This window comes from Paraburkholderia sp. SIMBA_027 (genome assembly GCF_046535315.1).
GTDB lineage: Bacteria > Pseudomonadota > Gammaproteobacteria > Burkholderiales > Burkholderiaceae > Paraburkholderia > Paraburkholderia tropica.
In genome coordinates this window covers 1-259 of record NZ_JAWRWY010000964.1, presented here as the reverse complement: position 1 = coordinate 259, position 259 = coordinate 1, and the positions used below count along the sequence as shown (strand labels likewise).

Here is a 259-nt window from a genome sequence, read left to right as displayed (position 1 = left end):
AGATGGCAGCCGCAGGAATGACGTTAATGAAGAAAATGACCCGCCAAGACACCAAGTCCACGGAGACCCCGCCGATCAGGGGTGCCACGATGGCTGCCGCGCTGGTCCACCCCGACCATTGACCAATTGCTTTCGATTGAGCGGGCCCGGCAAAGGAGGTGATGATCATGGCCAGCGAACTGGGAACCAGAAGGGCGCCGGCGATTCCTTGCAGTGCCCGGGAAATCACAAGGACTTCACCGTTCCATGCAAAGCCGCA

General features: G+C 59.5%; 1 protein-coding gene. It reads right to left on the bottom strand.

The genetic code is table 11. The features are described from left to right. Positions 1–229, bottom strand: a 229-nt coding sequence (locus SB764_RS41970; RefSeq protein WP_410867031.1) for an MFS transporter, incomplete at its 3' end; no start/stop codon positions are given. Between the last annotated feature and the right edge of the window lie 30 nt (positions 230–259).